At 59.4% G+C, this 21,717-nt stretch carries 12 protein-coding genes; 2 read left to right on the top strand and 10 right to left on the bottom strand.

The window, feature by feature from the left end:
* Nucleotides 1-62: 62 nt before the first annotated feature.
* Nucleotides 63-8,306 carry a hypothetical protein gene (locus LHW45_01045; GenBank protein ID MCB5284171.1) on the bottom strand — a complete coding sequence of 2,748 codons (8,244 nt, stop codon included), beginning with the start codon at nt 8,304-8,306 and terminating at the stop codon, nt 63-65.
* A 209-nt stretch (nt 8,307-8,515) separates the two neighbouring features.
* On the opposite strand from LHW45_01045, the gene LHW45_01040 reads away from it, so the two are divergent.
* On the top strand, nt 8,516-8,680 hold the full coding sequence (locus LHW45_01040; GenBank protein ID MCB5284170.1) for a hypothetical protein: 165 nt from the start codon (nt 8,516-8,518) through the stop codon (nt 8,678-8,680).
* A 1,087-nt stretch (nt 8,681-9,767) separates the two neighbouring features.
* Here LHW45_01040 and LHW45_01035 read toward each other — a convergent pair.
* The 9 genes from LHW45_01035 to LHW45_00995 all read right to left on the bottom strand — a co-directional run bounded on the left by LHW45_01035 (nt 9,768) and on the right by LHW45_00995 (nt 18,109).
* Complete coding sequence (locus LHW45_01035; protein MCB5284169.1) at nt 9,768-10,175, bottom strand: DUF2752 domain-containing protein; 408 nt, start codon at nt 10,173-10,175, stop codon at nt 9,768-9,770.
* 35 nt (nt 10,176-10,210) lie between these two features.
* Nucleotides 10,211-10,555 (bottom strand): DUF4190 domain-containing protein, encoded by a 345-nt coding sequence (locus tag LHW45_01030; protein MCB5284168.1) that lies wholly within the window; start codon nt 10,553-10,555, stop codon nt 10,211-10,213.
* A 72-nt stretch (nt 10,556-10,627) separates the two neighbouring features.
* A complete protein-coding gene (locus tag LHW45_01025) occupies nt 10,628-11,041 on the bottom strand; it encodes a V-type ATP synthase subunit K (protein MCB5284167.1) in 414 nt (137 codons plus the stop codon).
* Nucleotides 11,042-11,149: 108 nt separating this feature from the next.
* Nucleotides 11,150-12,943 carry a hypothetical protein gene (locus LHW45_01020; protein MCB5284166.1) on the bottom strand — a complete coding sequence of 598 codons (1,794 nt, stop codon included), beginning with the start codon at nt 12,941-12,943 and terminating at the stop codon, nt 11,150-11,152.
* Nucleotides 12,940-13,533 (bottom strand): V-type ATP synthase subunit D, encoded by a 594-nt coding sequence (locus LHW45_01015; protein ID MCB5284165.1) that lies wholly within the window; start codon nt 13,531-13,533, stop codon nt 12,940-12,942. The genes LHW45_01020 and LHW45_01015 overlap by 4 nt, the downstream gene beginning before the upstream one ends.
* Complete coding sequence (locus LHW45_01010; protein MCB5284164.1) at nt 13,530-14,852, bottom strand: V-type ATP synthase subunit B; 1,323 nt, start codon at nt 14,850-14,852, stop codon at nt 13,530-13,532. The genes LHW45_01015 and LHW45_01010 overlap by 4 nt, the downstream gene beginning before the upstream one ends.
* Nucleotides 14,852-16,606, bottom strand: a complete 1,755-nt coding sequence (locus tag LHW45_01005) for a V-type ATP synthase subunit A (GenBank protein MCB5284163.1) — start codon at nt 16,604-16,606, stop codon at nt 14,852-14,854. Before LHW45_01005 ends, LHW45_01010 begins: the two co-directional genes overlap by 1 nt.
* Nucleotides 16,607-16,619: 13 nt before the next feature.
* The gene (locus LHW45_01000; GenBank protein MCB5284162.1) at nt 16,620-17,504 is read right to left on the bottom strand and encodes a DUF2764 domain-containing protein; all 885 of its coding nucleotides are present in this window, start codon (nt 17,502-17,504) and stop codon (nt 16,620-16,622) included.
* A 5-nt stretch (nt 17,505-17,509) separates the two neighbouring features.
* A complete protein-coding gene (locus LHW45_00995; GenBank protein ID MCB5284161.1) occupies nt 17,510-18,109 on the bottom strand; it encodes a V-type ATP synthase subunit E in 600 nt (199 codons plus the stop codon).
* Nucleotides 18,110-18,352: 243 nt separating this feature from the next.
* On the opposite strand from LHW45_00995, the gene LHW45_00990 reads away from it, so the two are divergent.
* A complete protein-coding gene (locus LHW45_00990) occupies nt 18,353-20,935 on the top strand; it encodes a hypothetical protein (GenBank protein ID MCB5284160.1) in 2,583 nt (860 codons plus the stop codon).
* Nucleotides 20,936-21,717 lie beyond the last annotated feature (782 nt).

Below are 21,717 nucleotides of genomic sequence, written 5' to 3'. Positions count from 1 at the left end.
CGGCCAGAAGCCGGGTCCTGTCAGTTCAGTCTGCCGGAAGGAACCATCCTTCCAAACAGGGATCAATCGGTGCCGCGCACCCGGAAGAACCGCCTCGCGTAGCTTCCGGGGGTGGTGAAGCTGTTGTAGCCGCGTCCGATGGGGCTGAAAGTCCCGTCGTACATGTCGGCGTCCTCGATGATGTAGTCGTTGGCACCCTCGATCTTATCCCAGGTGAGGACCACGTTGCCGTTGCCGTCGGCGGAAATTTGCACTTCGGCGGGGTAGTCGTTCTCATCCAGATAGGGCCAGGTGGAGAAGATGCGGATGTTGTCTATGGCCGCGGGAGGCTGGGTTCCCCCGCCGCCGTCATTGCGCCAGCTGAAGATCAGGCGCTTGGTGAGGCCGGCGTAATCAGCGGAAAGCGGAAGAACGGCCAGCTGCCAGTCGCCGATGGAGTGCAGCGGAGCGCCGATCTGGCCTTCCGTGAAGGAGGTCCCGGCCGTGGGAATGAAGCTTGTGTCGGTGATGTGGACGGTCAGGTAGTCGTAGAGGGCTTCGCCCACGCCCTTCCACTGGAATTTCAGCGTCATGCCGGTCATGTCCGCTGGGAAGGTGACGTCGTGGTAGAAATGCACGTAGGAGCTGGCGCCGGGGTTGTAGCTGTGAGTGGCGCCGCTGTTCGTGCTGATGTAGGCGGCGTAGCCGTTGCGGTAGGTCATAGCGCTGCCAAGTTCCCATTTGTTGGGTTGGGTGCCATTCACCGTGATCCAGTCGATCCAGCCGTCCTCGAAATCCTCCACGCAGGGCGGGACCAGTGGCCCGATTCCCCTTCCGGAGAGGGGGACCTGGTGCACCGCTTTGCTGCCAACGTTGTCGATCACCACCAGGTTCGTGGTTTTGGCCCCGATGCTTTGAGGGGCGAACAGCACATAGAGGTTGGCGGAATTGCCGGGTGTGATGGTGAGGTCGTCAGTGAGTTCGGTGAGGTCGAAATCATCGATGTCCGCGCCTTCCAGGTACACGTCATTCTGCATGATCACGAGGTTGGCGTCGCCGGTATTGGTGATCACGAAGGTTTTGGCGGGTGTGGCCTCGCCCACGTTCACCATGCCGTAGTTCCAGGAGGCGGGGTTAATGGAAAACTCGGGGTAGGGCTCGTAGTAATCGATGCTGATGTCGTCGATGGAGATGTAGTTGGTGGTTCCGCCGCAGGTGCCGTGGATGCCCAGATACCAGATGCCGGTGCTGGGGGCGGTGAAGGTGCCGGCCACGCGCTGGTAATCGCCGTTCACCACTTCCCTGTAAGCCACGATGGGATTCGTCATGCCCGCGATGGTGGCAGCCGTGCCATACTTGATCTCCAGGATGGCCTGGCTACCGGAAGTGGTGTATTGCCGGCCCCAGAGTTCCAGCCCGTAGCTTTGCCCCTGCTCCAGATAGATGGGCCGGAATAGCCAGGCGTTGCCGCCGTCGTGCAGAGTGAGGTTATAGCTGCCGGTGCGCGGGGCGCGGTTGTAGGTGATGTCGGTATTTGCGGTCCAATAGTAGGAGCCGGCGCCGAGGGCCTTGGTCCAGCGGTTGATGTCGGTGGAGCCGCTCGCGTTGCCTTCTTCGAAACTCTCCACAAAGGGATATTCCATGATGGTGTCGTCGGCCCGGGTGTCGAAACTCCAAACGGGGCCGGAAGCCGAGTCAAAGCCGTCCTTAACCGCCACGATCTTCCAGTAATATGTATGCTCGGGCAGCAGGAAGGGGTAATATTCGGTGTCGGGCCAATTGCCTTCCATCAAGGGAGGAGTGGTCGTTTCGCCGAAGTAAACCATGTAATAATCCGGATCGCCGCCTCCACCGGGAGCCCAGGCGAGGGGAATGTTCAGAGCCAGGTCGATCGCTTCGTTGGCGGGGCTCAGATAGACCGGGGGATTGGGCGGCAGCTGCACTTCGGTGAAAACGCCCTCATCCGCACCGATATCAGGGGATTCGGAGTCACGGGCATCGCCGTCAATATCCATATCCACGGAGGCCACCACCAGGGCGTTGCCCTCGGCATAGGTCTGCACCTGCGGGTCCAGATGCAGGTTGTAGGGCGCTGCCTCGCTTTGGAAAGGCGGGTCTTCCGAATAGGAATTCTGGTCCTTGCCCAGGTTGGCTGTCTTGTAATCATTTAGGGTCTGGCAGCTGATGGCGCCGTACTGGCAGATCAGGTTCTGCGCGCCGGGTGTTCCGGCATACCAGATGTTCTTGTCGCTGGCGGCGTTGATATCGTCGAAGTGTTCCACCGCTTTCCAGAACGCCGCCGCCTTGCCGGAAGCGCCGGGGCTGGAGAGGTTGGCGAAGATGTTGTTCTGCAGCGTGATCGATGTGGCGCTGTAAGTGTAAAGCACCGCGGAGGAGAAGCTTTCGCCGCCGCTGCCGGTGATCAAAACGCTGTTATAGTAGAGGTTCGCGGTCCCGTTATGAACGTGGATGCCCCGCACGGACGGGGAGCCGCTGGAGGTGGGGGCGCGCAGGTCGCAGATCATGTTATTGTGATAGGTTGAGGTGCCGGTGGAATACAATCCGATCACGGTGGTGGCGGCGCCATTGGTCTGCAAGTTGCGGATGTCGTTGCGGTAAGCAGTGCCCTGGATCATGTAGATCCCCTTCACGTTGCCATTCGAAACCAGACCGGAGATGTTGTTCTGATAAGCGATCGCGCGATTTTCCAAGATCCCGATCACGTCATAGTTTCCCGTGCTGGTGAGATCTGTGATCGAGTTTTCGTAAACACTACGGTTATTGGCGCCGTAATCGGTGTTGATCCTTATTCCGTACACGGCATTGGCGGAAACCACATCGAAGATGGAGTTGTGATGGATATCGAAATCGGGGTGAGAGTGGTAGATGCCGGTGAAGGTCTGGGTGGTGTTGGACCCAGTAATGGTGTTGTGGTGGATGAGGCCAACCCCGTTGTCGTCATAGCAATTGATGCCCGTCGCAGCCACGGTGTTGCCTGCAGCCATCGATACTTGGTTATGGCTGATGTCGATGTTGGTGGATGCCCGGCTGTAGATGGCGTTAGCGCTGAAATCCGTGATCTGGTTGCTTTGGATCACCGGTGTCTGGGAGGCAGTGGTATTGTATAGATAGATGCCATAGCGCACGTTGGAGATGGTGTTGCGCAGATACTGGTTGCGGTGGTTCACCCGGCCGGAGGCTGAATCTTCGCGGATGGCGTAGCATTCCACGCCGCGGTCCAGGGTGATGGCGCAGGCGCTGACTGTATTATCGGTGCAGCCGTTGCCGGTGGGGGCTTCCAGCCAGATGCCGTAGTTCATGTTCGTGGAGCCGCTGGCGTTGGCGATGTCGATGTGGTCGACCGTGAAGAAATCGCCTCCGGCCAGCTTGAAGGCGAAGCTGCCGGTCCCACCGGTGGGCGTGATCTTGGGGTTGGTGGCCAGGGTGTCCGTGCTGGTGAAGACAACTGGATTCAGCTCGGTCCCGGTGGCGGTGATGGCGGGTGGATTTTCGGCGAAAACCTCACCGGCCACTGCGGTGAAGGTGATCCCTCCGGTACCCACCCCACTGGCGTTCAGGTATCTGATGGCGTGGGTGAAATCCGGATAGAAGTGGCCTGTGCCGATCACCCAGCTGCCGGTGAGCGGTTCCTTGTGGGTGGAATAACTCCAGACGGGGCAGTCCAGCGAATCGGGGGAGCCGTTGTCGTTATAAGGAACTATGCGCCAGTAATAGGTCCGCAGGTAGTCCAGCGTGGTTGTGCAGTTGTAGCTGAGCTCGATTCCCAGGTCAGTGCCGCCTTCAATGTATTCCAGCGGGTCTTCCGCCCAGAGGCTGAGCCGGTAACCGGTGGGGACGTCGCCGGAGGAGGAGGCATACCAGGTGAGGGTGGGTTGCAGCACTACCGCGTATTCACCGTCATAGGGGGAAACCACGATGGCTGGATCAGGGATCAGCAGCGGAACGGTAAACTCACCCTCGTCCGCCCCGATGTCCGGCGCTGTGCCAGTTCCCGCGTAGCCCATCTCTCCAGCGCGGACCTCTTCATCGTAGTCCGTGCTGATCCCGGCGATGGCGATGCCGTTGCTTTCCGCCTGGGTGGCGGCTCCGGGAGTGATATGCAGGTCGGTCGCGCTTACGAAGGGAACTTCCTCGGTGAAGCTGTTCTGGTCGGAGGTCACCGTCGCCGCTTTATAATCGTCATGGATCTGGTAGCTGGCGGAAGGCGTCCAGCAGACCAGGTTCTGCGTTCCCGGGGTGCCGGCATGGTAGATGTTCCGGTCGGTGGCGGCATTGATGTTGGCAAAGCCGTCCGCAGTTTTCCAGAAGGCCACGCTCTTGCCGCTGCTTCCAGGGGTGCCGGCATTCATGAAGATATTGTTGTTCATCAGGATTGAGCTGCCGCCGGACACATACAGGGCGGCGCTGGAGAAGTTGTCGTTGCTGCCGGAGGCGTTCAGGTACACGCTGTTGTAATGCAGGCTGGGAGAACCTCCGCTAACCTGCAGGCCAAACACCTGGGGCGCCGTGCTGCCGCCGGGATTGCGGATGTCGTAGATCAGGTTGTTGTGGACCAGGTTTGTGGTGGTGCCGCTTACGATGCCGTAGGCTTGATAACCCGCGGTGGAGTTGGACTGGAGGTTGTGCACTTTGTTGCGATAGAGTTGGGCGCTGCCTCCGCCTTCCAGGTTCAGATCGATGCCGAGAATAGTCTGATTGGAGCTGAGGGCGGTGAACTCGTTGTCATGGATGTCGAGGGTGCCGCTGTAGATGTCAAATCCCTCCATGGTGTAGTTGCTGTGCAGATTGCTGACCAGGTTGCCGAACCAGGAGTTGGTGCCGCTCCGGTTGTACAACGCGTAACAGGTGGAGGTGGTGCTGCCTCCGCTCACCGTGTTGGCCGACACCTGCGTGCCTGTGGAGGAGTAAAGATAGATGCCGTAAAGGGCTGCCGTGGCAGCGGCGGGGAAGGAAATCTGGTTATCGTGGACCAGGCTGCCGTTGTCTGTACGCAGATAAATGCCTTGGATGGCATTGCTGATCACGTTGCCCTGCACCAGGCTGTTGTAGGCGGTCGTGGTGGGATAGAGGTAAACGGCACGGTTGGCACTGTCGATCACGTTCTCGAGCACCTGGGTGCCGGTGCTGCTGCTTCCCCCGCTCAGGTAGATCGCGGTGCTGGTTACAGCCAGATCGAGGGTGATGCCGCAATTGCGGATGGTCACGTGATCGCAGCCGTTGCCGGAAACCCCCTCGATCCAGTAGCCATTGGCCAAATTGGTGGCGGCCGGCAGGTTCCCGACGTCGATGTGGTGGATGGTGATGTGATCGCCGCCCTCGATCTTGAGGGCATAGGTGTCGGTTCCTCCGGTTGGGGTCAGCAGGGGATTCACCGCCGTGGTGTCCGTGCTGGTGAACACGATGGGATCGGCGGCGGTGCCGGTGGCTGTGATGGGGGGCGGATTTTCGGTAAAGACTTCTCCGGCGATGGCCATAAATGTAACTCCTCCGCTGCCCACCCCGGCCGCGTTCAGATGGGTGATGGCCGAAGTGAAGGTGAGGTAGTAGCCGCTGCTGCCGATGATATAGTTGCCGGTGAGCGGAGCGGCGTGGGTCTCAAAACTCCAGTGGGAATAAGCGGTGGAATCAGCCGGGCCGGTGGTGTTGTAGGGCACCACCTTCCAGTAGTAGGTGGTGAGGAAATCCAGGTCCGGATCTGGATCGTAGCTGGTCACGTTGCCCAGGTCCATCACGGTGAGCGAGTTCAGGTTGGTGCCAAAATGCAGCCGGTAGCCAGTGGGCGCGCCTCCGGTGTCAGCGGCGGCCCAGGAGAGGGTGGCGCTGGGCTGTACCACTATGGCCCCGTCAGCCGGGCTGATCAGCACTGGCGGGTCAGGAACCACGGCGGGTACGGTGAAAGCGCCTTCATCCGCTCCGATGTCCGGAAACTCGTCATCCCGGTTGTCGCCGTCAAAGTCGAGATCCCAGCCGGCAAGGGGCAGGGCGTTGCTCTCGGCCAGGGTGGAAGCGCCGGTGGGGATATGCAGGTCGTAGGGTTCCACCGTGCTGGTGAAAGGCACGTTTTCCGTCAGCGAGCCCAGTTCGCGGGTCATGATCGCGGCCTTGTAGTCGCTGAGGGTTTCGTAAGCAGCCCCGTTGTCATAACAAATCAGGTTCTTCGGCCCCGGCGAGCCGGCGTAGTAGATATTGCGGTCGCAGCTGGGGTCGAAATTGGCAAAACCAGAATAGTTATTCTTCCAAATGGCGGCCGCCCTTCCCGTGGTTGCCGATCCCGGGGTGCTGAGGTCCACGATGATGTTGTTGCGCAGGTCCAGGGTGGAAGGGCCGGTATAAACGTAGATGCCGGCGGAACCGAAGTTGGTGTTGCTGTTGCCGCCTTTCAGATAGACGGTGTTGTAGTAGATCCTGAACGTTCCGCCCGTATCGGCGGTGATGCCCCGGATCATGGGAGCTCCGTCGCCCACACTGCCGAGGTCGTAGATCAGGTTGTTGGCCACTGTTACATCGCTTCCATGCAAAGCTATGCCAGAGGCTGTGTAAGCGTTTCCGGGATTCCCCACGAACTTGATATTGTGGATCTCGTTGCCGTAAACATTCACGGCATCGGTTCCGCCATCGAGGAAGATCCCCCACACATGCTGGTTTGAGGAGCTGAGGGCATGGATCTCGTTGGCGTGGATGTCGTGGTTGCCGTTGTAGATATAGACGCCGTAAACCTGATAGGTACCGCTGAAATCCCTTATGGTGTTGTGATGCCAGTCGATCAGGGTTCCAGCGCGTCCGTAGAGGCCGTGGACGGTTATGCTGCCGATGGTGGTGTTGCCGATGATGGTGTTGTTGTCCACCTCGGCAGTTCCGTTGTAAGCGTAGATTCCGTGGAAAACCACAGTGTTGTCGGCTTTCATGGTTATGGTGTTGTGGGTGACCCTCAGGCCGGTAACGTAACCGAAATAGATCCCGTAGTCTGTGATGTCGCTCAAGTCGCAGTATTCCACCAGTTCCTGGAGATTGTAATATGCCGCAGTGCTGTTTCCCAGCAAGTGGATGCCGGTGTCGCAGTTTGCGATGTCCAGGTGGGAATAGCTGTTGTTGGCGTTCCCGGCTCCGCTGGTTCCGGTGGAATAGAGCCCCTTGCTGTTGGCGTTGCTGTTGTCCAGGGTGATGCTGCAGTAGCTGATGGTGTTGTTGTTGCAGGGATCGTAGCTTTGCGCGGCCAGGTGGAAGCCGATCTCCAGGGAGGTGGAGCCGTCGGCGTTGCGCAGGTCCAGATGCTCAAATCTGAACCAGTCGCCGCCGTTGAGTTTGATGGCCGCGTCGGTGGTGGCGGTGGTGCCCATCACTTTCAGGATGGGGTCGTCCCCGGTTCCGCTTTTCCTGAAGGTTATGGGGCGGTTGGGCCCTCCCGTGGCGGTGAGGGCGGGCAGCAGCTCCGCCTGGCTGAAAACCTCTCCGGCCGCTACGTTGAAGCTGGTTCCCCCTTGCGGGATGCCGGAGAGCGGGTAGTTGGTGTTGAGAAAATTGAAAGCCGCCGCGAAAGTGGTGAAGTCCCCGCCGCTGCCGATGGTATAACTGATGTTGATCGCTGCCGGCGGGGCCCAGGTGAAGGTGGTGCCGCTGGCCGGATAGACCGCGCTGCTGAGGGTGCAGGTGCTGTTGGCGGCAGTGCCGGCGGTGGTGGCGTTCCAATCAGTGGTGGTGCTGCGGTTGGCATAGTTGGTGGCGAGATTGGCAGGAACCCCACGCAGACCCACCTGCCCCGTGGTCGCCGTGGCGTTGTTGGTCACTGTTCCATAGATGATCGTCACCCAGTTGGTGGTTTCCTGCAGCCGGATCTGGAAATTGAAGTTATCCCCGGTGGCGCTGGTTTTGCGGTATCCTGCCCACTGGGCCACAAACACCCGGTAGGGCTCGCTGCCAATTGTTTTGATCTGCAGCGTGGCGCCGGGTTGGGCAGCCAGATTCAGGGCCAGGCCTGCCACCCGGTTCACCAGCCAGGGAGGGTTGATACCTGAGGTGGTGCTGAGCGGAGCAATGTAACTGCTGCTTGACATATTCACCGGAACCGGTTCCCAGGACTGCCCCAGCCCGATCCAGCCGTCGGCGCAGATGCCCACCCGGTCGAACTCCTGGCCGCCAAAATAGAAATTGAAGCCCAGCGGAAAGCCCACTCCCGTGTTGGTTGTGCCGCCCAGGGGAACGATGGGGTCCACAAAGCGCTGGGCGTCGGTGCTTTCATTGCCCAATACGATTCCGCCCGTGATCTCAGTGTAAGTTGCGGAACCGGTGGTAAAACTGTAATTGCCCATGGTCTAGGCAAAGCCAAAAACACAAAGGAAGGCGAAAATGCCGAGCATAAGCGTTCGTTTCATGGCAGTCTCCTTGTTATGGACCTTAGTTAAAATCTCTGCCGCGGCCTTTCCCGCGGATAAAACCCCACGTTCCCAATAAATGGCGGGGATTGGATTGATGTCAAGAACAATGTTACAATTATTAATCATCCCATGATTGTCTGTTCATGCCTGAACCTGATGATGCCATTATCTCCGGTCTCACGTATATCGATTTATATGCCATAGAGTTACATTCTATTCATGAATATCAGGCCGGTAAAAATCCCGATCGTGATGGCTCTCTGCCGGCTGGCGCAACGCCCATCTTTTTTCGGCTTGCCTTGGGATAAATCCTTTACAGGTGATGTGTTTGAGCATCCAGGCCCGGCTGTTGATATTTTTCAACGCGGAGCGAAGCAAAATGTTGGGATTCTTTGTCCGGACCTGTTGGCGTCAAACCTCCAGGTTTTCGCCCTTAGCCTCCTCCCGTTTGCCTCTCACTCACTTCCCGCTGAGTTCCCGCCTGACAGGCGGGAAGTCAGGGGGAGGCGGACAAGAGGCGAAGGGGCTGAGCTAAAGGGCGAAACACGGAAGGGAGAAGCTGATTCCGTTGGGGTGGGGCGACCCGGGAGCTTCGGCTGCGGCAAGGAATGTCTGTGCGCTTCGAAAAGAAGGAAGCCGGTGGCTGAAGCCAAACGGACATCGTCTGTTTACAAGGTTGGGGGCTCATCCCAGTACGGTGGCTGAAGCCACCGCCTTCCGTCTTGAGTGTGGCCCCAGCCCGAACCTGTCATTCCGGGGTGACGTTTTAACGCCGGGGTCCCGGAATCCAGACCATCACCGCCTCGCTCCAACCCTGCGTCATTCCGGAACGCAGTGACGGAATCCTGGCCATTCATCCACCCTCTCACACCCTGTCATTCCGGGGTGGCGTTTTAACGCCGGGGTCCCGGAATCCAGGCCATCACCGCCTCGCTCCAAATCTGCGTCATTCCGGAACGCAGTGACGGAATCCAGGCCTTCCGGCTAATGCCCCTGAGGGAGTCGATACAGCGCAGTCTGCATCGATCCCCGCTTGGACCGGAACTGGGATTGGCTATTCCCGCAAGGGCTGGATTCCGGGTCCCCGCGTGCTGGCGCACGCTTCCCCGGAATGACACTCTGGGGCTGGGTGGAGAATGTTCTGCTGTAGTCGATGCTCCTGCGTCGCTCGACTCCAGCGGGGTGGGGGATGTTTAAATCCGTAAATCCGTTCAATCCGTTAACCCGTTCAATCCCTAAACCCGTTCAACCCCTAAATCCGTTCAATCCCTAAACCCTTTCAATCCGTAAATCCGTTCAATCCGTAAATCCGTATGAAATGCGAATGCCCAGCCCGTTCTGGTCCTGTAGTCCATGCTCACAGGCTCGCTGGACTCCAGGCTGCCGGACCCCGGCTCAGGCGAGGGGCGCCAAGAAGATCAGCCAGGCCCAGTTGAGCAGAAAGAGGGCAAGGAAGAAGGCCAGGAGAAGCTTGCGTTCGCGGGCGGTGGCCTCAAGGGCCAGGCGGCGTTTGAAAGCCACGGTGGAAAAGAGCTGCAGTAACACCAAGAGGGTGAAGGACAGCATGAAGGGATTGGAGAGAAAAGCCTGGAGGAAGCGGCCGCGGAAGAGGGCCAAAAAAGCGCGGGAGAGCCCGCAGGTGGGACAATTGATGCCGGTGAGGGCGCGGAACCAGCAGAGCCTCAATCCGGCTTCCAGCAGCAGATGCAGGGCCACATAGCCGCTCAGCGAGAAAAGCAGGATGAGGACAGGGCCCCGTCCGCCGGGGAAGCGGGTGGCGGTCCTTTCCAGACGAAGGCGCATCGGGCCGGCGGCGGGCTCCGCCGCCACCAGTCAGATCAGAACAGGCCTTTCATTCCGGCCATGGTGAGGCCGAACATGAAGATGGCCCCCACCAGTCCGGCCAGGAGGCCAAGCACGTTCAGGGCCACGCCGATGATGCCCAGGATGCGTCCGGCGTTGGTGGTGTCGCGGCCGGCGGGGTCCATGCGGCCGGATTCCATCTTTTTGAGGTCTTCATTGCCGAAGATCCAGGCCAGGATGGAGAAGATCGCGCAGGTGAAGAGGCCGATGATCCCAAAGATGAGCACCAGCATGCCGCGGTGGGGTTCCGGGCGCTGAGGGTGGGTTTCAGGCTGCTCAGGCTGCGGGCTGGGGATTTGGTCGTTGGTGTAGATGTCCATTTTTATCTCCCGGGTTAAACGAACGGGACAGGGAGCGCGGGGCCCCCTGTCCGGATAGGTTCAGCGTTCAGATCACATCGGCAGCATGCCGCTGATGAGGAAGCAGGCGGCGAAGGCGATGATGGCGTAGAGCTCGGGATACACGCCCAGGATGAGGGTGTTCGAGAACACGTTGTTGCCGTTGCCGATGCTTTCGATGCCGTTGGCCACGATGCGGCTCTGGAAATAGGCGGAAACGAGGTTGGTGATCCCGGAGATGAGCCCGGCGCCGAAAATGGCGGCGGCGGTGATCATGGTCATTTCAGGGTTGATGTGCTCTTTCAGGATGAAAAAGGCGCCGAAGCCGTAAAGGCCCTGGGTTCCGGGCATGGCGGAAAGGATCATGCAGTTGGCGAAGATGTCGTCGCGTTTTTTCATCGCGGCCACGGTGGCGGAACCGCCGTTCACCGTTCCCCAGGCGCTGCCGATGCCGGAGAGGGCCACCATGATGAAGATCCCCACCCAGGCCAGGATATAGGCCGGGTTGCCCCCGCCGATGGCGGCGACGGCTTCAGTGACAGGTTGTAAGAGAATGTAAGGCATGTAACCTCCAGGTTATGTATTTATCTTTTTTGTTTTGCCAAAGGGTTTGTATTCGAGGCCGGGTCCATTGAAGCCGGCGTTTTTGTAAAATTCCACAAAGGTGAGGCGGAGGGGATGCACGAAGCCGCTGAGAGCGCCGAGGGCGATGTTGAGCCCGTGGCCGGCCACCATGAAGAGGAAGAAGATCACGGGGCCCAGGATCTTGATGCTGAGGAACTGCTGGCCGATGGAGTTGATCACGAAGCCCAAAATGGCGCTGGAAACGCCGAGGGCGAAGAGGCGGATGTAGGAGAGGATGTCTCCGAAAAAGCCGGTGACCACGTTGTAAAGCAGCCAGAGCCCGCCCAGGACGTTCTTCAGGATGCTCTTGGCGGGGTTGTTGAAAAGCAGCAGCAAGGCCAGGCCTGCCCAGATCAGGTATTTCACATAGGGCTGGACCCGCGAGATGTCGGCATCCAGCAATCCCGCCCCGAGGATGATCAGCCCCAGCAGGAAAAGGAAGGTGCCGAAGGGTGCCAGGAAGTATTTGAAGCCACCCTGGCGGGACAGCTTGACCCCGTTGACGAGGGTGCCGAAGAGGATCTGGATGGCGCCCAGGATCAGGGAAAAATTGAAGATCTGGTCATAATTGCGGACCACCACGAACTTGTCCAGGGAGGTTTCTTTGAGGTCAAAGCCCAGCACCGAGCCAAACACGGAGCCCATCACGATGGAGGCCGCGCCGAAGAGCGCCACCAGGGTCATCATGCTCTTCATGGCTGGGTTTTTGGCCCTGAAGCGCAGGAATAGGGCAAGCAGGATGAAGATCACGCCATAGGCGATATCCGCGTTGCAAAAGCCGAAGAAGAGCATGAAGAAGGGCGCGAAGAAGGGTGTGAGGTCAAATTCGTTGTAGTTCGGCAGCATGTACATCCGGCTGATCGGCTCGAAGAGGCGGGCGAACCAGCAGTTGCGCAGGCTCACGGGGGGATTGTCCTCGACGGTGGCGTCGGCGGCGAAGTGGATGATGCCGTTCTGCTCCAGAAAGCCCTTCAATTCAGGCTCCAGCCGCTCGGGAATGTAGCCGCCCACCACGCGGACATGGTCGTCGGCCGCGCTGAGGCCCTGCAGGGTGGCGTCCTCATATTCGCAGGCCTCGCTGAGCCGGCCGATCTCCGCCGCGAAGCTCTCGATCGCCGTGGGAGCCGTGTTTTGCAGATACTCGTCGATGTCGGCGATCCTGCTTTCCACGCCCTTAAGCTGATCTTCCAGCTCCTGGATGGTGTGCTTGTGGAAAGTGAAACTGTCGGCCTCCAGAACGGGCTTTTCCCCGGTGTGGAAAACCACGAAGTAGAGGATGCCGTTGACTTCGCTTATCTTCTTGATGGCGTAGTCTTCTTCCCACTGTGACTTAAAGTGATTTTTGAGGCAAGTGTGGAAATCCACCTGAATGCCATCGGCTTCCAGCTTTTTCTCCAGCTCATAGTCGAAATGGCCCCAGGGCTCCAATTCGCGGATCTGCTTGCGCAGGGTTTCGGCCTGCCTCCCCAGCCGGTCTTTCTCCCCGCGGGCTTCCGTGATCTTGTTCAGCAGCATCTTGGGCGTGAGGGCGGTGGCGGTTTTCTCCGCTTCCGAGGCCAGCTTCTGCAGAAATGAAGTGGCTTCCGCGAAGTCCCCGATCAGTTCGAGGTTCTTCACCAGCGATTCGGTCTTGGCTTCCGTGTTACGGATCAGATGGAGCACGCCCAGTTTCTGCAGCTGGGCCAGGAAGGCCTCGTAATCGCGGTGATAGAGCACGAAGCTGTATTTGCGCATCTTCTCGATCATGCCACGGCCTCCTTGGCGGTGCGGCCCTTAAGGATCTTCTGCGCGGCCTTGGAGAGGTTTTCCTCGTCCTCCAGGAAGCGCTTGATCTTCAGGATGGCGTCTTCGAAGGCCGGGATCTGCACCTTTTCGTAGAGATTCACCTTTTGGGTGGTCTTCTTGCGCACATATTCCAGGATCTGCATCTTGCGCCAGAAGACGTCCCGCTCCACCTGCAGCGTGGCCAGGCCCTTCACCATTTCGATGCCGTCCAGATACCAGGAAGGCGCGCTGAAGAGGTCGTAATCCCTCAGCTCAAAATCGATCCGGCCCAGCACGGGAACCTGCGTTCCGGCGATGTTGCGGGTGAGGATCTCCACTTGCTTGATCTGCACCAGGGTGGGGTCGAACTCTGCCCAGAGCTTCATGAACTGGTCCAGTTCAGCGGTTTCCCGCCGGATCCGTTCATCCAGTTCGTGGGCTTTGTCGCGGGCGCGTTTCACCTCCATGCGCAGGGCGGATTCCTTGTTTTTCAGCGTGGGCAGGGCCTTGGCCCTCACCTTGAGCTGTTTTTCCAGCATCAGCTGCGAGATCTTGTTATATTGGAACTTCATCCTTGGTCCCAGTGGAGTTGCATGAATTCGTCTTTGATGGCCACTTCTTCGCGGGTGAAATATTTGCGGAAGAGGGCCCAGGTGGTGTCCAGCATCTCATCGGTGTCGATGTTGACGTCGATGGCCAGGATCTGCATGGCATAGTCGCGGGCGAAATCCATGGTCCGCTGGTCATAATCGGAGAGGTCAAAGCCGTTTTCCATCTTGGTTTTGGCGTTGGTGGCGTCGGCGTTCAGGCGCACGGAGGCGCTCATCACCTGGGGGTGGTCGGCGCGGGTGCGTTTGCCCATCACCTTGGTTTTCAGGCGGGAAAGGCTTCTGGCGGGGTCGATCACCACCTTGCCGATGTCGCTGTCGCGGCGCAGGTAGAGCTGGCCTTCGGTGATGTAGCCGGTGTTGTCCGGGATGGCGTGGGTGATGTCTCCGCCGGAGATGGTGGTCACGGCGATGATGGTGATGGAGCCGCCGGCGGGGAACTGCACGGCCTTTTCATAGATCTTGGCGAGGTCCGAATAGAGCGAGCCCGGCATCGAATCCTTGGAGGGGATCTGGTCCATGCGGTTGCTCACGATGGCCAGGGCGTCGCAATAGAGCGTGAGGTCGGTGAGCAGCACCAGCACGGATTCGTTCTTCTGGATGGCGAAATATTCCGCCGCCGCCAGGGCCATGTCCGGCACCAAGAGCCGCTCCACGGGCGGATCGTCGGTGGTGTTCACGAAGGAGATGATCTTGTCGATCACGCCGGCGTTTTCAAAGGTGTTCTTGTAATAGAGGAAATCGTCGTTGGAGAGGCCCATGCCGCCCAGGATGATCTTGTCGGCCTTGGTGCGCAGGGCGACTGTGGCCATCACCTGGTTGTAGGGCTGGTCCGGATCGGCGAAGAAGGGGATCTTCTGCCCGGTGACGAGGGTGTTGTTGAGGTCGATCCCGGCGATGCCGGTGGCGATCAGTTCCGAAGGGTCCTTGCGGCGGACTGGATTCACCGAGGGCCCGCCGATCTCCACTGCCTCGCCCTCGATCGCGGGGCCGCCGTCGATGGGGTCGCCATAGGCGTTGAAAAACCTTCCGGCCAGTTGTTCGCCCACTTTCAGCAGGGGCGGGTGGCCGAAGAAGACCACTTCGGCGTCCGTGCCGATCCCTTCCGTGCCGGAAAAGATCTGCAGCGTCACGGTCTCGCCCATGATCTTCACCACCTGGGCCAGGCGGCCGCTGACGGTGGCCAGTTCTTCATTGCCCACGCCGGTCGCGGTGACCGCGCAGGTGGCCTTGGTGATCTGGGTGAGCTTGGTATATATCTTATGAAATGCTGTACCGGCCATTACTTAGCCCTCCTTTCCTCAAGTATCTTCTGAAGTTCGGACTCGTATCTCTTAAAATCATCGCTTTCAAAGGGCTGATAGTTCATCTGCCGCAGGGCGTTGATCAGTTTGGTGTAATAGGGCTGGAGTTCCTCATAGTTGTCGAAGGCCAGCGGGGTGTCGCAGGTCTTGAGCACGAGGTTGAGCATATAGGCCTGGCGCTTGATGGGGGTGGATTTGTCCACGGGGTCGAAGCCGTCCTGCACCAGGATGATGCGGTCCACCAACTCGCTTTTCCAGAAGCGGCCGTGGTACTCCAGGGGGACGCCGTCGTCGCCCAGGATGTTGATCTGGTCTTTGGCCTCTTTGCCGCGCAGGAGGATGTCCTTGGCCTTGGTGACGCTCTCCACCCAGCCGGGCGCGATGTTGGCGTTCAGATATTCGATCACCTCGTCGTATTCGAGGTATTTGGAGTAAGAATCGATGGGATCGACGGCGGGGTAGCGTTTGCTGTCGGCGCGGTCCTGGGAGAGGGAGTAGAAGCAGCGGGCGGCCTTTTTGGTGGATTCCGTTACGGGTTCCTTGAGGTTTCCGCCGGCGGGCGACACGGCCCCGATGAAGGTGATGGAGCCGGCCTGGCCGTTGTTCAGATAGACGTAGCCCGCGCGGGAATAGAAGTTCGAGATGATGGCCGGGAGGTCCATGGGATAGGCGTCCGGGCCCGGAAGTTCTTCCATGCGGTTGCTCATCTCGCGCAGGGCTTGGGCCCAGCGGGAGGTGGAGTCCGCCAGCAGCAATACTTTCAGGCCCATGCTGCGGTAATATTCGGCGATGGACATGGCGGTGTAAACCGAGGCCTCGCGCGCCGCCACCGGCATGTTCGAGGTGTTGCAGATGATGATGGTGCGTTCCATCAGCTTGCGGCCGGTGCGGGGGTCGTCCAGTTCGGGAAATTCGGTGAAGAGCTCCACCACTTCGTTGGCGCGTTCGCCGCAGGCGGCCACGATGATGAGGTCGGCCTCGGCGTTTTGGGAAATGCTGTGCTGGAGCACGGTCTTGCCGGTTCCGAAGGGGCCCGGGGTGAAGCCTGTGCCGCCCTCGGCGATGGGGTTGAGCGTGTCGATGGTGCGCACGCCGGTTTCCATCATCTTGAAGGGCCGCGGCTTGGATTCATAGGCCCGGATGGGCAGTTTCACCGGCCAATACTGGATCATGTTCAGTTCCTGGTCCTGCCCGTCGGCGTCGGTGATCACGGCGATGGTGTCGGTGAGCTTGTATTTGCCCGCCGCCGCCACGCTTTTCAGCCGGAATTTGCCTTCCAGCTTGAAGGGTACCATGATCTTGTGGTTGATCCAGTTTTCCTGAACGGAGCCCAGCCAGTCGCCGGGGATCACCTCGTCGCCTGCCTTGGCAAGCGGCTCGAACTCCCAGCTGCTGTCTTCGTCCAGCGGATCGGTGTATTCGCCGCGGGTGAGGAACATGCCCTCCATCTTGTTCAGGTCGTCCTGGAGGCCGTCGTAGTTCTTGGAGAGCATGCCAGGCCCCAGCTTCACTTCCAGCATGCGGTCGGAAAATTCCACCGGGTAGCCAGGCCTCAGGCCGCGGGTGCTCTCGAACACCTGCGTGTAGGCGATCTTGCCGGTCACCTTGATCACTTCGGCCATCAGCTTCGTGCCTTCCAGGTCGATGTAGCAGATCTCGTTCTGGGAGACCGGGCCGTCCACCTCCACCTGAACCAGGTTGCTGATTATTCCTTTAACGGTGCCTTTGGTCATACGTTTTAACCTTCTATGATTTTATCGATTTTACTTTGAAGATATCCGGAAAGACGAAGCTGCCGGACAGCGCGTCCATCGTATCCTGAAACATTTCCCTGCCATAGCCGGGATCCAGGTTCAGCCAGCGTTCCACGATGCGCAGCTGGGCGTAATAGCCCAGCACGCGGTCGGCGTTGAAATAGTTGAAGAAATTGTGGTTTTCGATCCATTTCCAGCGCAGGATGTCGTAGCCGCGTTCGCGGTAGAGGATGTTGTTTTGCTCCCAGACGCGCTGGACGCTTTCGAAGAGCTCGTGGCCCTTGCCGAGGCCAAAATCCGCGGCGTTGCTTTTCGCCAGCTTTTCCACCAGCTCGCCGCTTCCCACCAGCCAGCGGGAATAATCCACCTCGTGGGCGCGACCGTTGATGGCGGTGAGGATGTTTTGCAGGTCGCGGTTGAATTCGAACCACTGGCTGAGGAATTTGTTGCCCAACCCCGCGCAGTATTCATAGGAACCCGCCAGCAGCCTGTGCCGGGTGTCCAACTGGGGAGGCATTTCCTCGGCGGAATAGGCCGCCAGGACGGCCTCGTGCCAGAACTCCGGATAAACCCTGTAATCTTTGGGCAGCGCCTCGCTGGAACCCGCCGCCCGGGCCTTCATCCGCTCCAGGTAGCCCTTCCAGAAATCCCGGGAACCTTCCCCCACCGGCCGGCCCTCGTTTTCGCTACCATGCATGATCCGGGCCAGGTCGTCGGCGTCCTCCGGCAGGCAAAGCAGCAGCAGCAGCCGGAAATCCTTCGCCGTAAGATGGTTTTTGGCCTCGGCGAGGAATTGCGCGGTGCTCAGCTGGCTCTTGCTGTCGTCGATGGACAGCGCCGGCAGACCCGTCACGAAGTAGTAATACTGGGTGCGCATGGGTGTCAGGATTTGAAGAGGATCTTGCTGCTGCGGGGTCTCAGGTAGGATTTGAAGAGGTTGGCGAAATCCTCGTCGGTGAAGCTGAGTTTATAGTCGTTGCCCGCGGGCGAGATGGCAAAGCCGTTCTTCATCTGGGGCGAAAACTCCACCTTCAGGCCCTGGCCCGCGCTGGCGCTCAGGCTCTGCGCGAAATGCTGCTCCAGCTTGCCTTCCAGGCTCTTGCTGATGCTCACCGTCCCGCCGGATTCCTTCCAGGCGGCCACCATTTCCAGGATCAGTTTCTTCACGAAATCCGCGTCCGTCGCGGCTTCCTTCAGTTTGGGGTCGAAAGCCTCGCTCAGCAACACTTCCGTGAGCTTTTGCTTCACCGCGCTCAGGGTGTTTTGCGCGGCCATCTTGAGGTCCGAATCGGTGTTTTTGGCGATGTCCGCCGCCTCTTTTTGGGCGCCGGCAACGGTCTTGGCCGCTTCCGCCTTGGCATCTTGCAGGATCGCCTCCGCCTCGGCTTTCGCTTTGTCCAAAATCGCCTCGGCCTCCGCTTTCGCCTTGTTCACGCCCTCGTCATACACGCGCTGTAAAAGGTCTTGCAGCTGGTCGCTCATCATTTCTCCAGTGAGTTTTTGACTTTGTTCACACATTTTTGGGCCGCCCGGTTTTGTCAATGAAAAGTGCCTGAACCCTCTGGTCGGAACAGGTGAGTTGTGTTTTTTCCACAGTTCCCGCCTGATTCACATCAGATTATCATTGACAGATGAATCGCGTACCATGAATATTGACCAAAGTTGCAAAGTTCATCCGGTTCGGCCCGGAAACATTTTCAAACCGGGCCTTAAAAGGAGTCTCTGATGAAGAAAGCCCTGCTGCTGCTGGTTTTCTGTTTTGCCGCCCTCTTGGCCGCCCAGGATACCAATACCTGGACCGGCGCTGAGGACCTGTATTGGAATCATTGGCAAAACTGGTCCCTCGGCCATGTTCCTCTGCCGTCCGAACACGCGATCATCCTCGCTGACGGAGTTGACAGATTCCCGATGGTGATCTACAGCACCGCCTGCCAGTTTCTCACCGTGGGGTCCGGAACATCGCTGTCCATCCTGAACGGGACCCTCACGGTCACCGACGTCTTCTACCAATGGGGCGAAACCACGTTGTCCGGAAGCTCCGGACTGAACGTCTGGGAGATGAGGTGTTACGACGGCTCCCTGCTCAGGTCGGCTGCCACGAACACCCTCGAGCTACAGAAGAATCTCCTGGTTTATCCGGGGGCTGCGATAAACTTCCCCGGCGCTTTGCTGGTCTCGGGAGTTTCCACCTCCACCTTCACCGTGCAAAGCCCGGTCAGCTTCGGGCAACTCAGCCTGCAAAAAAGCGCCAGTTCCCTCACTTTCGGAGTCACTTCCTCCGCCCCCGTCACCGTTACGGGCAGTATCTTTGTGGCTGCCGGAAATACTTTCTACCACGGCTATTCCGGCTCCACCTTCTGCGGTGGCAACCTCCAGATCGAAGCCGGCGGAAGCTGTTCCTTCGACCACGGCACCCTCGTGATGACCGGCGCTCAAGGCAACTACATCACCGATACGGGCGGCGCCAGCCACCTGCACAACCTCACCGTGGACAAAGGCCCCGACGGCACGCTCGAGACCACGAACCTGGACCTCCGCGGCTCCTTCACCCTCCAGTCCGGAGAATTCTACGCCCCGCCCCTGCTCTCCCTGGCCGGAAACTTCAGCAACAACGCGGGTCCGGAAGCCTATTATTATGGAGACACCATCTCCTTCACCGGCAACGGCGTCACCCAGGAGGTCTTCGGCCAGACAGGCTTTGACAACGTTCTGGACAACTTTGCCGCCGCCGGCCGGAACCTGGTTTTCCACGACGAAACCTGGATCTGGGGAACCCTCACCGTCCGCAACAACGTCAGCTTCAACGCCTCTTCCAGCCTTAACGAAGTGGACAACGCCCCGCCCTCCGCGCCGGGAACCCTCAGCTTCAATTCCGACCAGGATTACAGCATCCAGTCCTACGCCTCCGGAGGGACCCTGAACTGCGGCTACGCCAGCAACGTTGATGTCCTCGACCTCGCCAACGACGCCCTCTACGGGATCATAAACGTCTCCGGAGGCCAGCTCGAGATCCATCAGGATCCCGCCCAAAGCTTCGGCCTGGAGGGCTCCCTCACCATCTCCGGCGACGCTTTGGTCGATTTTCAGGGCGGAACGGGACCTTTCACCTTCGGCAACCTTTGCGCCACCCAACTGACCATGTCTGCTGGCGTGATGTTCATCGACAGCGGGGTCTTGATCTCAGACGGGGCCCCAAGCTGCGTGTTCAACCTCAGCGGCGGAACCATCTCAGTCAACGGCGGCTGGGTGGACCAGCGCGGAAACTTCCAGCCCACGGGGGGCCGGGTCCGTTTCACCGGCGATGGCGATGACAACGTCGTTTCCCCCGCCTCCAGCTGGTTTTGGGAGCTCGAGGTCCTCAAGGCGATCTCCCGTCCGGAGGAACCCCCGGACCGCTGGTCCAGCCTATCTTTGAACGATGTCACCGTCAAAGCCGGATTCCTGATTTCCGAGGCCAACCAGGTCAGCCTCGCCGGGAACCTCAGCTCTTTGAACGCCGCGCCCGTCAACATCCTCTGCGGCACCCTGGAAACCAACGGCCACCACATCCTCTGTTCCGGCAATCTCACCGTCTCGGGCAGCGGACGCCTGCTCCTGGAAGCGGGTTCCCAGCTGAAAATGGGCATGGCGAAAATGTTCCTCGCCGAAGCCGGAGGCCAGCTGCTGGCTTTGGGAACTGCTGAGCTGCCGGTCCTGGTCTCGCGTCTCGACAGCGGCTATTACAATTTCTGGATCGACGACGGCGGCTTCATCAGCGCCGAACACACCATCTTCGAATACATGAACACCACGGGGGTCTCGATCCGCGGAACGGCTGTCGTGGACGTGGATCATGCCCTGGATTACTGCGTCTTCCGCGAGGGGATCCCCGCCACCGGAAGCGCCCTCCTCACCGTGAGCAACGGCCAGTCGTTCATCGTCACCGGTGCCGTCTTCCCCGCCAACAACGGCGGCGCCACCTACAACGTTAAAAAGGGCACCGTGGCCCCCATCGGCTCCACCTATTTCAAAAACTGGTCCGGTGAGTTCGGCGGGGCCTTGCACGAGTTTGACCTCTCGAACCGCGTCTTTTGGGACGGCGACCCCATCCCGGGGGTCACAGCGCTCACTCTCAGCTATATCGAACCACCCGCGAACGCCGTCCGCCTCGAGTGGAGCTATCCCTTCGCCGAAGCCACCTACAAGATCTATCGCTGCGCCACGCCCCACGGCACTTTCGTGGAACAGGCCTCGACCGCGGACAAATTCTGGGACCAGACCGATCCCCCCGGCCAATATTTCTACAAAGTGAGCGCCGTGATGCCCTGACCTTTCATTGTCTCGGTTTTAGGGGAAACGGAGCCTGGGCCTGGGTCATTTCGGGGGTGAGGCTGGAGTAAGACGACGCAGGGGCATCGATGACAGCGAAACGAGACCCTGAATCCGCGCCTGTTCAACAAAGTGTCGTCATTGGCGTCATTCTTGGGGAGGGGCCCCGGAATCCAGGCCTCGCGGGAATAGCCCTCGGAGGGTGTCGAGGCAGACTGCGTCTGCGTCGAACCCGACTTGGAGATGAAGTTTTTATGGTTTGACCGTCTGGATTCCGGGACACCGGCGTTAACACGCCACCCCGGAATGACAGATCGTGGCGTGGCGGCTGTACTTTCCGTCATTCCAGCGCAGGCTGGAATCCAGGTCTTTTGAAGAGGGTTAAGGCGTTGCCTGAAGGTTTGGCATTGGTGCATGAGCGGAACTTCTCTGGATCCCAGCCTGCGCTGGGATGACGGTCTGGATCCCAGCCTGCGCTGGGATGACGGCAGCGCTGGGATGACGGTCTGGATGACGGCAGCGCTGGGATGACGGCCAGCGCCAGAATGGATAAGTGGCTTTCCGCAGGATCGGCATCCTGCGCTACGTGGCTATCCTGCGCCACGTGGCGCTCCCATTTCCTTCTCCCATCCGCCTCCCCTGAACATCCCGCTGAGTTCCCGCCTGTCAAGTGGGAACTAAGCGGGTTGTTACCGGGATGTGAGCAGGTTGGGCTCAAGGGGGATGGCGGATGTAAGAAAAGAAGTTGTGAATAAATAATCTTTGACATCTATGAAAGAGTG

This window comes from Candidatus Cloacimonadota bacterium (genome assembly GCA_020532085.1).
In the GTDB taxonomy this organism is placed as follows: domain Bacteria; phylum Cloacimonadota; class Cloacimonadia; order Cloacimonadales; family Cloacimonadaceae; genus Syntrophosphaera.
This window is presented reverse-complemented; position numbering and strand designations above follow the sequence as displayed.

Bases quoted from the DNA above. Each gene is read 5' to 3' on its own strand.
- LHW45_01045 (MCB5284171.1), bottom strand. From the start codon at position 8,306: ATGGGCAATTACAGTTTTACCACCGGTTCCGCAACTTACACTGAGATC.
- LHW45_01040 (MCB5284170.1), top strand. From the start codon at position 8,516: ATGCCTGAACCTGATGATGCCATTATCTCCGGTCTCACGTATATCGAT.
- LHW45_01035 (MCB5284169.1), bottom strand. From the start codon at position 10,175: ATGCGCCTTCGTCTGGAAAGGACCGCCACCCGCTTCCCCGGCGGACGG.
- LHW45_01030 (MCB5284168.1), bottom strand. From the start codon at position 10,555: ATGGACATCTACACCAACGACCAAATCCCCAGCCCGCAGCCTGAGCAG.
- LHW45_01025 (MCB5284167.1), bottom strand. From the start codon at position 11,041: ATGGTGGCCCTCTCCGGCATCGGCAGCGCCTGGGGAACGGTGAACGGC.
- LHW45_01020 (MCB5284166.1), bottom strand. From the start codon at position 12,943: ATGATCGAGAAGATGCGCAAATACAGCTTCGTGCTCTATCACCGCGAT.
- LHW45_01015 (MCB5284165.1), bottom strand. From the start codon at position 13,533: ATGAAGTTCCAATATAACAAGATCTCGCAGCTGATGCTGGAAAAACAG.
- LHW45_01010 (MCB5284164.1), bottom strand. From the start codon at position 14,852: ATGGCCGGTACAGCATTTCATAAGATATATACCAAGCTCACCCAGATC.
- LHW45_01005 (MCB5284163.1), bottom strand. From the start codon at position 16,606: ATGACCAAAGGCACCGTTAAAGGAATAATCAGCAACCTGGTTCAGGTG.
- LHW45_01000 (MCB5284162.1), bottom strand. From the start codon at position 17,504: ATGCGCACCCAGTATTACTACTTCGTGACGGGTCTGCCGGCGCTGTCC.
- LHW45_00995 (MCB5284161.1), bottom strand. From the start codon at position 18,109: ATGAGCGACCAGCTGCAAGACCTTTTACAGCGCGTGTATGACGAGGGC.
- LHW45_00990 (MCB5284160.1), top strand. From the start codon at position 18,353: ATGAAGAAAGCCCTGCTGCTGCTGGTTTTCTGTTTTGCCGCCCTCTTG.